At 67.0% G+C, this 11,341-nt stretch carries 10 protein-coding genes; 8 read left to right on the forward strand and 2 right to left on the reverse strand.

What is annotated here, in order from left to right:
• Both ACK543_RS12565 and ACK543_RS12570 read left to right on the forward strand, forming a co-directional pair.
• Positions 1-456, forward strand: a 456-nt coding sequence (locus ACK543_RS12565) for a DUF3108 domain-containing protein (RefSeq protein WP_409943183.1), incomplete at its 5' end; no start/stop codon positions are given.
• 376 nt (positions 457-832) lie between these two features.
• Positions 833-1,135, forward strand: a complete 303-nt coding sequence (locus ACK543_RS12570) for a DUF3567 domain-containing protein (protein WP_409943184.1) — start codon at positions 833-835, stop codon at positions 1,133-1,135.
• A 128-nt stretch (positions 1,136-1,263) separates the two neighbouring features.
• Here ACK543_RS12570 and ACK543_RS12575 read toward each other — a convergent pair whose 3' ends face one another.
• Complete coding sequence (locus tag ACK543_RS12575; RefSeq protein WP_409943185.1) at positions 1,264-3,699, reverse strand: adenosylcobalamin-dependent ribonucleoside-diphosphate reductase; 2,436 nt, start codon at positions 3,697-3,699, stop codon at positions 1,264-1,266.
• Between the two features lie 187 nt (positions 3,700-3,886).
• Here ACK543_RS12575 and ACK543_RS12580 point away from each other — a divergent pair, with 187 nt between their 5' ends.
• The 6 genes from ACK543_RS12580 (at position 3,887) to ACK543_RS12605 (ending at position 9,687) form a co-directional block, all read left to right on the forward strand.
• Entirely contained in the window at positions 3,887-4,903 is a 1,017-nt protein-coding gene (locus tag ACK543_RS12580; protein ID WP_409943186.1) for a ChaN family lipoprotein, read from the forward strand.
• A 202-nt stretch (positions 4,904-5,105) separates the two neighbouring features.
• Positions 5,106-5,954: a formyltetrahydrofolate deformylase gene (gene purU / locus ACK543_RS12585; protein WP_409943187.1), complete on the forward strand. Its 849-nt coding sequence runs from the start codon at positions 5,106-5,108 to the stop codon at positions 5,952-5,954.
• A gap of 13 nt (positions 5,955-5,967) precedes the next feature.
• The gene (locus tag ACK543_RS12590; RefSeq protein WP_409943188.1) at positions 5,968-6,873 is read left to right on the forward strand and encodes a LysR substrate-binding domain-containing protein; all 906 of its coding nucleotides are present in this window, start codon (positions 5,968-5,970) and stop codon (positions 6,871-6,873) included.
• Positions 6,874-7,098: 225 nt separating this feature from the next.
• Positions 7,099-8,607, forward strand: a complete 1,509-nt coding sequence (locus ACK543_RS12595; RefSeq protein WP_409943189.1) for an FAD-linked oxidase C-terminal domain-containing protein — start codon at positions 7,099-7,101, stop codon at positions 8,605-8,607.
• A gap of 11 nt (positions 8,608-8,618) precedes the next feature.
• On the forward strand, positions 8,619-8,978 hold the full coding sequence (locus tag ACK543_RS12600; RefSeq protein ID WP_409943190.1) for a CidA/LrgA family protein: 360 nt from the start codon (positions 8,619-8,621) through the stop codon (positions 8,976-8,978).
• Positions 8,962-9,687, forward strand: coding sequence for an LrgB family protein (locus tag ACK543_RS12605; protein ID WP_409943191.1), 726 nt, complete (start codon positions 8,962-8,964; stop codon positions 9,685-9,687). Before ACK543_RS12600 ends, ACK543_RS12605 begins: the two co-directional genes overlap by 17 nt.
• A gap of 142 nt (positions 9,688-9,829) precedes the next feature.
• On the opposite strand, the gene ACK543_RS12610 is transcribed toward ACK543_RS12605, so the two are convergent.
• Positions 9,830-10,987, reverse strand: a complete 1,158-nt coding sequence (locus ACK543_RS12610) for an aminotransferase class V-fold PLP-dependent enzyme (protein WP_409943192.1) — start codon at positions 10,985-10,987, stop codon at positions 9,830-9,832.
• Positions 10,988-11,341: the final 354 nt, after the last annotated feature.

An 11,341-nucleotide genomic window follows, 5' to 3' on the forward strand; every position in this document is an offset into this window, starting at 1 on the left:
CAGGGGCTGCTGCCTGAACGCTTTTCCGACAGGTCGCGCAGCGAACAGGCTGCGCACTTTGACTACAGCAAGGGCCGCGTCATCTTCAGCGCCAACACGCCCGACGCCGCCCTGGGGCCGGGCGCGCAGGACCGCCTGAGCGTGTTCATCCAGCTTGGCGCGCTGCTGGCGGCAGACCCGGGGCGATTTGTGCCGGGCACCCAGATCACGCTGACCACCGTGAGCGCCCGGACCGCCGACCGATGGACATTCAGCGTGGAAGCCAGCGAAACCCTGGACCTGCCCGCCGGGCCCACCGAGGCCCTCAAGCTGCAGCGCCTGCCGCGCAAGGAATACGATCAAAAGGCCGAGCTCTGGGTGGCGCCCGCTCTGGGCTACCTGCCGGTGCGCATCCGCATCACCCAGGCCAACGGGGACTTTGCCGACCTGCAACTGAGCAGCCGCACAACGCCCTGACCGCCCCGGCCCGCGGTCTGCGCCAGCGCGCCGCAACCGCACAGGGGCAACCGGGCCTGGGCTACGCCCGCCGCACCGATGCCCGACAGGGACTGTTGCGCTAGCGCCGCAAAACCCACCCTGATTCGCCCGACCCGGACAGTTGGCGCCCTTTGTGACATACTGTAACTGCCAGGTTTGAAACCCCGTGCAGCCACCGGACGCCGTGACTGGCCCGGCCGATAGGACGCAAGCCCACCGCCGAGCCCGACATGGACGCCCGAGCCCCCGGGGCTTGAACTTGGCACACCCGCTGTCATCTGACATTCATCGCGTGGGTGCAGCGTTGCGTTTTGCGCAAGGCCGCCTCAGGCTCCATATCGACAAGGGGAACATCATGCAAATGCTCTACGACTCAGAATCCTTCGTGGTGGTCCACATGCTGCCCGACGCTGTTGAGGCCACAACGAGTCGCCAGGTGCTCAACGACACTGCACCCGCCGTTCCCCAGCTCGCACGCCACGGTTTTGAAATTGTGGACAAGCGTTCGGGCAAAGAGGTCTACCTCGACGGCTCGTGGGCCGAGATGTTCCAGGAACAGATCCTGGCGTGGCAGCGCGATACGCCCACCCAAGAAGAGGTGGAAGATGCGCTGGACCGCTATGCAGGGCTGGCGCAAAACCCGGTGGTGGTGCATTGAATCCCGCCTGAGGCGCTGCGGGGCGGCGCTGGCCTGTTGCCCCGCGCGATAACGCGGCGCTGGCCTTGAACGCGCCTGTCCCGTTTCAAGACCCGTCAACCCGGCGTCTATGAGCCGCGCCTGCGCGCCTATCCGCAGGTGCCCACATGCCCGCACTGCGTGCAGTAGTCGCAACCATCCTTGCGAATCACCGCATGGGCACCGCATTCGCTGCACTTTTTTCCGGCCATGGCTTGCGGCACGGGCACAGCCGCTGCCGCAGGATCGTCCAGCGGTAACTGCTGCTGCACCGGGTCGGCCACGCGGCGCGCCAGGATGTTCTGGATGGCATAAGCGATGGCCGCCACTTCAGAGTCGTGCCACATGGGCACCACGGTGCCGTCTTGCTTGCGGTGCGTGCCCAGGCGCACGGGGCCGCGGTCCCAGGCCACCTTGCGCATGTCCGACAGCGCGCGCTCCAGGAATCCGCCGCGCGCGGCCAGCGACAGCATGCGCATGCTGGAGGTGATCCACTGCTGCGATTCGCCGCTTTGCCCCACGGGCATGAAGAATTCGATGGCGCGGTCCACCGTGCCATGGCCGACGCCGGTGGGCACCGGCAGGAACGACACGATGAGGTACAGCGTCTTGTGGCCCTCCTGCGTCCAGTACTCCAGCTTTTCAGCCACGGCCGACAGGCCGCCACTGGGGCGGCTTTCGATCACGGTGCGCATCGGGTCCACGGGTGTGGCGGGCGCTGGGGCTGCCACGGCGGGCGGCGCGGGCGCATCGACTTGCAGCACCGAGCCCAGGATGGCATTGGGCCGGTAGGTGGCCAGGCCCTTGAGGCGGGCCCGCCAGGCCTGCAGGTACAGGTCTTTGAAATCCTCGTACGGATAGTCGGCCGGGATGTTGACCGTCTTGGAGATGGCAGTGTCCACAAAGGGCTGCACCGCTTCCATCATGGCGATGTGGTCCTGCGCAGACATGGCCAGCGCCGACACAAAGTAGTCCGGCAGCGCGTCCACCTGGCCGCCCAGGTCGCGGTACAGGCGCCAGGCGTGGTCTTGCACCGTGTACTCGGTGGTGCTGCCGTCGGGTTCGCGCTTTTTGCGCGTGTATGTCCACGAGAACGGAGGCTCGATGCCATTGGAGGCATTGTCGGCAAAGGCCAGGCTCACCGTGCCCGTGGGCGCAATGGACAGCAGGTGGCTGTTGCGGATGCCATGCTGGCGGATGGACGCCTTGATCGATTCGGGCAGGCGGCTGGCGAAGGTGCCTTCGGCCAGGTATTTTTCGGCGTCAAATCGCGGAAACGCGCCCTTTTCGGCGGCCAGCGCCACAGACGCCGCATAGGCCGCGTCGCGCATGCACTGGGCAATGCGGGCGGCCATTTCGCGGCCCTCGGGCTGGTCGTAGCGCAGGCACAGCATGGCCAGGGTGTTGCCCATGCCGGTGAACCCGACGCCAATGCGGCGCTTGGCGGCGGCCTCTGCGCGCTGCTGGGGCAAGGGCCAGAAGGTGATGTCCAGCACGTTATCGAGCGAGCGCACCTGCAGCGCCACCACCTTGGCAAACGCGTCGAAATCAAACGAGGGCAGGCCACCGAAACCGAACGGATGTTGCACAAAACGCGGCAGGATCACCGGCCCGAGGTCACAGCAACCGTACGACGGCAGCGGTTGCTCGCCACAGGGGTTCGTCGCAGCAATCTCTTCGCAGTAGCGCAGGTTGTTGTCTTCGTTGATGCGCCCGAGGAACAAAATGCCCGGCTCGGCGAAGTCGTAGGCCGACCGCATGATGGTCTCCCACAGTGCCTGGGCCTGCACCGTGGCATACACCCACTGGCCGTCGGCGCGCTGGTGCGCGCCCTGGGCGATCAGGCCATCCCCCGGCTGGGCCTTGTGCACCAGATCCCAGGTGCCGCCGTTTTGAACAGCCTGCAGGAAGGCGTCGGACACGCCCACCGACACATTGAAGTTGTTCCAGCGCCCGGGCGTGCGCTTGGCCGTGATGAACTCATGCACATCCGGATGGTCGATGCGCAGCACGCCCATCTGCGCCCCCCGGCGCGCGCCCGCGCTCTCCACGGTGGAGCAGGACTGGTCGAACACATTGATGTAGCTGCACGGCCCCGATGCCAGGGAACCCGTGCCCTTGACGCGGGCGCCCTTGGGGCGGATGCGCGAAAAGTCGTAACCCACGCCGCCGCCGCGCCGCATGGTCTCGGCCGCCTCGCGCAGCGCCTCATAAATGCCGGGGTAGCCCTCATCGTCCACGCCCTGAATGCAGTCACCCACCGGCTGAACAAAACAGTTGATGAGCGTGGCCTGAATGTCGGTGCCCGCAGCGCTCATGATCCGGCCTGCGCCGATGGCACCGGCGTGCAGGTTGGCCAGGAATCGCGCCTCGAATTCGCGGCGCAGCTCGGGCGCCTCGGCCGATGCCAGCGCCCGCGCCACGCGGGTGTAGATGTCGTCGGCCGTGGTTTCGCTAGGCTTGAGGTATTTCTCGCGCAGCACATCCAGGCTGATGGGCTGCAGGGAGGTCAACGGGGCGGGGGGGGCGGTGGGTTCGCGCTTCATGGGTGCAGATGATGGGGGCGCGCATGGCGGCGGCAGGCCCACCAGCATGCACCCTGCCGCGCTAGTCTGCAAGAGGCCCCGAAGGCAGCGCCACCGCGCCATGCCCGCTGCGCCTGGACGCGGTGTAGGCACGATGCGACTGCGGTCTCTTGGCGGGTATCGGGTCGGCGCGGCGTAGCATGAAGCCATGCCAACGCCCGAAACGCCCGTCAGCGCGCTTGTGAGCGCCCCCCCTTTTCCCGTCGCGCCCCGCGGCGCCCGAGCGGCAGTGGCTCTTGGGCGCGGCCGCGGCCGCATGGGCCGACTGGGCCGACTGGGCCGACTGGACGTTGGGGCCACGGCCAAAGCCCTTTGGGGGGCGGGAACCCTGGCCGCTCTTTTGGCGCTGACCGGCTGCGCCACCAGCGATGCCCTGGATGCCGCCACGGGCTCCGCACAGGGCTGGAGTCGCCAGATCGATGCGCTGCTGCCCGCCGATGTGCTGCTGCTGGGCGAACAGCACGATGCCACCGAACACCAGCGCCTGCAACGCGATACCGTGCAACGGCTGGCCGCACGCGGCCAACTGGCTGCCGTGGTGATGGAAATGGCCGAGCGCGGCCATGCAACCACGGGCCTTGCCGCCAGCGCGACGCCGGCCCAGGCCCAGGCGGCCCTGCAGTGGAACGATGCCGCCTGGCCCTGGCAGGCCTATGGCCCGGTGGTGATGGCTGCGGTGCAGGCGGGCGTGCCCGTGCTGGGGGGCAACCTGCCGCGCAGCGCCATGCGGGCCGCCATGCAAAACACCGCGTGGGACACGCATCTGCCGCAGGCGGCCCTGCAGCGCCAGTACACCGCCCTGCGCGAAGGTCACTGCGGCCTGCTGCCCGAGTCGCAGATCGCACCCATGGCACGCATCCAGATTGCACGCGATGCCAGCATGGCCCAGGCCGTGCAGGATGCGCTGCAGCGGGGCAAAACCGTGCTGCTGATCGCGGGCGCGGGCCATGTATCGCGCAGCATCGGCATTCCCACCCACTGGGCCAGCCAGGTGCGCGCCCAGGTGGTGGTGGCGCGTGCGGGCGAGGCTGCGCCTGCCCCCCACGCTGGCGATGCGGATGCCGTCGTCCCCACCGCCGCGCCGCCTGCGCGGGATGCATGCGCCGAACTGCGCTCGCGATGGCCCGCCGCGCCCGCGCCAGCTGCCGACGCGGGCAAGCCCTGATCTGCGGCGCAGCCAAGCGTGAGATGCCAGGCGGCAGCCGGTCACGCTGTGCGATGGCGAGGGGTAGTGCCCCCCGCGCAAACCTTCGGGCCTGCAAGCGAGTCTGTGGGGTGGGGTCAGCGATCAGCAAAGCGCAAGCCTACGGTGCCCTCCCGTTTCCGGCTCCCCGCGCCCAGGGCCATGCTGCGACAATCGGGCCGCTATGACTCAAGCCTACATCCTCACACTGTCCTGTCCCGATCGGCTGGGGCTGGTGCATGCCGTCTCGGGCTTTCTGCTGGAGCACGGCGGCAATATCGAAGAAGCCGCGCAGTACAACGACCACGCCACCGGCCTTTTCTTCATGCGCGTGCAGTTTGCATGCGCCCAGCATGACACGGCGACCCTCAGGACCCATCTGGCAAGCTTTGCGCAACCCCACTCGATGCGCTGGAGCCTGCACGAAACCACGGCCCCCATGAAGACGGTGCTCATGGTCAGCAAGGAAGGGCACTGCCTCAACGACCTGCTGTTCCGCTGGAAAAGCGGCCTGCTGCCCATTGACATCCGGGCCATCATCAGCAACCACCGCGACTTCTACCAGCTGGCGGCCAGCTACAACGTGCCGTTTCACCACATCCCGGTTACCGCGCAGACCAAGGCCCAAGGCGAGGCAAAGCAGCTGGAGATCATCGAGGCCGAGGGGGCCGAGCTGGTGGTTCTGGCGCGCTACATGCAGATACTTTCACTGGACCTGTGCCAAAAACTCGCCGGCAGGGCGATCAATATCCACCACAGCTTCCTGCCCAGCTTCAAGGGTGCCAAACCGTACTACCAGGCCCATGACCGGGGTGTGAAGCTGATTGGCGCCACCGCGCACTATGTGACCGCCGACCTGGACGAAGGCCCCATCATCGAACAGGACGTGGCCCGAGCCGACCACACCGACACCGTCGAGGACCTCACGGCCCGAGGCCGCGACACCGAAAGCCAGGTGCTGGCGCGCGCCGTGAAATGGCACAGCGAGCACCGCGTGATCCTCAACGGCCACAAGACCGTGATTTTCCGGTAGCCCGGGCTTGCAAATGGCCACGGCAGCCCCTTCGTCCTTTCTTGGCAGCGCGGCACGGCGCATCCCCCCCATCCAGTGCCTGCTGACGTTTGAGGCGCTGGCGCGCCTGCGCAGCGTGACGCAGACCGCCGACGAGCTGTGCGTGACCCCCAGCGCCGTGAGCCATCGGGTCAAGCAGCTGGAGCAACTGCTGGGCGTGAGGCTGTTTGGCCGGGCCGATTTTTCGCTGACCACCGAGGGCAGCACCTACCTGGCCCATGTGCGCGAGGGGCTGGGTTCGCTGCAGCGGTTTCCGGGGCAGGCTGCGCCCACCGGCCGCCGACGGCTCAAGCTGGCGGTGACGCCCACGTTTGCCCGCATCATCCTCATTCCACGCCTGCGGCAGTTCACCGAGGCCTACCCCGAGATCGACCTGGCCTTGCAGGTCTCTATCCCGCTGCTGGATGTGGTGGCGGAAGATGCCGACCTGATCGTGCGCTTTGGCACCGGCCACTACGCCGATGTGGAGCATGAGGTCATCGCCCACGACCATGTGACGCCCCTGGCTTCGCCTGGCTTTGTGCGTGAACAGGGCCCGTTCGAGCGGCCCGAAGACCTGGAAGGCGTGCCCCTGCTTCGCAGCCCGCTGGAACCCTGGCGCACCTGGTTTGCCGCCGCGGGCCTGGACTGGCCCGAGCCGGTGGAAGGCTCACAGTTCAGCGACGTCGGCCTGATGTGCGACGCTGCCGCCGCAGGCATGGGTGTGGCCCTGGTGCGCCACAAACTGGGCGCGCCCTGGCTCGAAAACGGCACGCTGGTGCGCCTGTTCCCGATGGACACGCCCAGCCCCCACAGCCACTACCTGTGCTGGAGCACCGGCACCATGGACCGCTGGGAGTGCGCAGCGTTTGCCGAGTGGCTGCGCAAGACGATGGGGTAGTCTCGGGGGGGGGCGCAGCCCTGCGTGGCTTGGTGACTTGGCCCCGCTCGCGGCACAGGGTCTCCATTCCATCTGAAAAAACGATTCAAAAGTAGCTTTTACGCACGACTGGCGGCCTCATTTTGCTATCAATAAAATAGCGAAAGCTGTTTTCACAGCCCCCTGCAGAAAAACTCATGCGCCCGGACCACCGCAAGGCCGCGCCAATCCCCTACAGTGGCGGTCATGAACACCACCAGCACTTCTGCCCTTGCTGCCCTGTCGTCCACCGAGCGCACTGCCCGCCAGGCCGAGGTCGTGCAAGCCCTGGGCCGCGTTCTGCCGGCCCATGCCCTGTTGTGGCACGCCGAAGACACCACACCCTATGAATGTGACGGTCTGACGGCCTACCGCCAGCGCCCGCTGGTGGTGTGCCTGCCCGAGACGTATGACCAAGTGGCCGCGGTGCTCAAGGCCTGCCATGCGCTGCAGGTGCCGGTGGTGGCGCGTGGCGCGGGCACGGGGCTTTCGGGCGGGGCCATGCCGCATGCCCTGGGCGTGACGATGTCGCTGGCCAAGTTCAACCGCATCCTGAAGATGGACCCCGAAAGCCGCACGGCCGTGGTGCAGTGCGGCGTGCGCAACCTGGCCATCAGCGAGGCTGCCGCGCCCTACGGCCTGTACTACGCGCCCGACCCCAGCAGCCAGATTGCCTGCACCATCGGCGGCAACGTGGCCGAGAACTCGGGCGGGGTGCACTGCCTGAAGTACGGCCTGACGGTGCACAACGTGCTCAAGGTCAAGGGCTTCACGGTAGAAGGCGAGCCGGTGGAGTTTGGCAGCGAGGCGCTGGATGCCCCCGGCTACGACCTGCTGGCCGCCGTGATCGGCAGCGAGGGCATGCTGGCCGTGACCACCGAAGTCACCGTCAGGCTGGTGCCCAAACCACAACTGGCCCGCTGCATCATGGCCAGCTTTGACGACGTGCGCAAAGCGGGTGACGCGGTGGCGGCCGTGATCGCGGCGGGCATCATCCCGGCGGGCCTGGAAATGATGGACGGCCCCATGACGGCAGCGGTGGAAGACTTTGTGCACGCCGACTATGACCTGAGCGCCGCTGCCATTTTGCTGTGCGAGAGCGACGGCACGCCCGAGGAGGTCGAGGAAGAGATTGGCCGCATGACCGAGGTACTGCGCGGCGCAGGTGCCACCGCCATCACCGTGAGCCGCGACGAAGCCCAGCGCCTGAAATTCTGGAGCGGCCGCAAGAACGCCTTTCCGGCCAGCGGACGCATCAGCGCCGACTACATGTGCATGGACTCCACCATCCCGCGCAAGCGCCTGGCCGACATCCTGCAAGCCATTGCAGCCATGGAAGAAAAGTACGGTCTGCGCTGCCTGAACGTGTTCCACGCCGGTGATGGCAACTTGCATCCGCTGATCCTGTTCGATGCGAACGATGCCGATCAGCTGCGCCGCTGCGAGCTGTTCGGTGCGGACATCCTGGAGACCAGTGTGGCCATGGGCGGCACGGTGACGGGCGAGCATGGCGTGGGCATCGAAAAGCTCAGCAGCATGTGCGTGCAGTTCTCGCCCGAGGAGAACGCGCAGATGTTCGGCATCAAACATGCGTTTGATCCGGCTGGCCTGCTCAACCCGGGCAAGGTGATCCCCACGCTGCAACGCTGCGCCGAGTACGGAAAGATGCTGGTGCGCGGTGGTCAGATCAAGCATCCCGAGCTGCCCCGGTTCTGACCCCTCAGCCCATGAAACCCCTGCAGGGCCTGGCCTTCCTGCTGCTCATGCAGTCGGCGGGCGAGGCCCTGTCGCATGTTCTGAAGCTGCCCGTGCCCGGCCCGGTGGTGGGCATGTTCGCGCTGCTGCTGGCGCTGCGCTGGCAGCCGGTGCAACAGGCGGTGGCGCCCGCGGCGGGCTTTCTGCTCAGCCATCTGTCGCTGCTGTTTGTGCCCGTGGGCGTGGGCGTGATGACACACCTGGCCCTGCTGAGCGCGTACGGCCTGCAGCTGGTCGCGGTCATCGTGCTGTCCACCTGGGTCGGCATGGCCGTGACGGCGCTGGTGCTGCGCTGGCTGCAACCCAAGCCCAGCCATGCAGAACTTCGTTGAGCTCTGGGTCTATCTCTCCTCCGCGCCGCTGTTCGGGCTGACGGCCACACTGGCCGTGTATGTGCTGGCGCAGGCTGCGTCGTCACGCTCCGGGCACGCGCCCTGGGCCAATCCGGTCATGGTGTCGGTGGCGGTGTTGGCCGGTGTGCTGCTGGCAACGGGGACTGCCTATCCCACCTACTTTGCCGGGGCGCAGTTCATCCACTTCTTGCTCGGGCCCGCGGTGGTCGCCCTGGGATGGCCCTTGTGGCAGCGCCGGGCCGCGCTGCGCGAGCGCTGGGGGCGGCTGCTCGTGGCATCGCTGCTGGGCGGGGGTACCGCAGCGCTGAGCGCCGTTGGTCTGGGCTGGGCCCTGGGCCTGCCAGGCGAGGTGATTTTGTCGCTGGCCCCCAAGTCGGTGACCGCCCCGGTGGCCATGGGCGTGGCGGCGCAGATTGGCGGTGTGCCAGCCCTGGCCGCCGTGTTTGCCGCCCTGACGGGAATGGTTGGTGCCCTGTCGGCCCGCTGGCTGTTTGGCCTGCTGCGCCTGCCGACCGACCCGGAAGGGATGGCGCTGCGCGGCTTTGCGCTGGGAACCGCATCGCATGGCATCGGGGCAGCGCATGCGTTGCAGGTGCATGCGGACGCGGGGGCGTATGCGGGGTTGGCGCTCGGGTTGCAGGTGGTGTTGGCGGCGGTGTTGATGCCGTTGGCGTTTCGCTGGCTTTGACGGTGCGGCCAAGCGGATTTTGAGAGTGTTTCAGGCCGGTTGCGCGCGTCCAGATTGCCCTGATAGCTATTATTTTTGTAGCAATCGATCGCAATGCAGCATAGCGCAGCGCGCGGGCGGGGCGGACGCTGGCGGCCCGCCGTCAGGCGGCAACAGCAGGGGTGGTGGCAGCCCCAATCTGGTCCAAAGCCTTGGCCAGATGCCCCACGGTGCGGTCCACGTTGTACCATTTCTCAAGGCCAAACAGCCCAATGCGGAAGGTCCTGAAGTCCGGCCCCTCATCACACTGCAGCGGCACACCCGCCGCAGTCTGCAGCCCCACCTCCATGAACTTCTTGCCGTTCTGGATGCCGGGGTCGGTGGTGTAGCTCACGACCACGCCAGGGGCCTTCCAGCCTTCCGCGGCCACGCTGGGAAAACCGCGCGACTCCATCAGCGCGCGTACCTTGCTGCCCAGCTCGATCTGTTCTTCGCGCACCTTGGCAAAGCCGTAGGCACGGGTCTCGGCCATCACATCGCGCAGGCGCACCAGGGCATCGGTGGGCATGGTGGTGTGGTAAGCGTGCTGGCCTTTTTCGTAGCCTTGCGCAATCTGCATCCACTTTTTGAGGTCGCACGAGAAGCTGGAGCTTTGCGTGCCCTCAATCGCCTGACAGGCGCGCTCGCTGAGCATCACCATGGCGCAGCAGGGCGATCCGCTCCAGCCTTTTTGCGGGGCACTGATGAGCACATCCACGCCGGTGGCCTGCATGTCCACCCACATCGCGCCGGAGGCCACGCAATCGAGCACAAACAGCGCGCCCACCTCGTGCGCGGCGGCCGTGATGGTGCGCAGGTAGTCGTCGCTCAGGATGATGCCGCTGGAGGTCTCCACATGCGGGGCAAACACGACCTTGGGCTTTTCGGCGCGGATGGTGGCGGCCACTTCATCGGCCGGGCACGGTGCCCAGGGCGCCTGCGGGCCGCTGCTCTGCTGGCGCGCCTTGCACACCACTGAGCCGCCGCCCAGGCCCTTGTCGGCGTCAAAGATCTGCGTCCAGCGGTAGCTGAACCAGCCATTGCGCACGATGAGCACTTTTTCCTGGTTGGCAAACTGGCGCGCCACCGCTTCCATGCCGAAGGTGCCGCTGCCGGGCACCAGCACGGCAGTGTGGGCGTGGTACACCTCTTTGAGCGTGGCCAGGATGTCCTGCACCACGCCGGTGAAGCGTTTGGACATGTGGTTGAGCGCGCGGTCGGTGTACACCACCGAAAATTCAAGCAGGCCGTCGGGGTCGATATCGGGCAGCAGTCCGGGCATGGTGCAGGGTCTCCATGAAACAGGGGCGCCACCCCGGCGCGGGGCGGGCAAGCCGAATCAGCTTAGCACGCACCGGGCAGGATGCGCAGGGGCGGATGCCCAGGTGCCGATGAACCAGGCGCCCGGCCATCAAGGCCCTGTTGGCATCGTCGTCGGCCCGTGGGGCCACGCAGGACATCCTTGCGCCGTCAAGCGCACGATGCGCCGGGACACCTCTAGGAGCCTGTCGGACTTGGAAATCGTCGGCTGCAAATCGACCGCAGCGGTCCATTTTTAACCGCCTTTTTGCCCCATAGCTCGGCTATGGGGCTGCAAATTCGGCAAAAACTGTCCTCGCTCTCGCCGATTTTCGCT

The sequence above is a fragment of the Acidovorax sp. genome (assembly GCF_046341535.1).
In the GTDB taxonomy this organism is placed as follows: domain Bacteria; phylum Pseudomonadota; class Gammaproteobacteria; order Burkholderiales; family Burkholderiaceae_C; genus Acidovorax.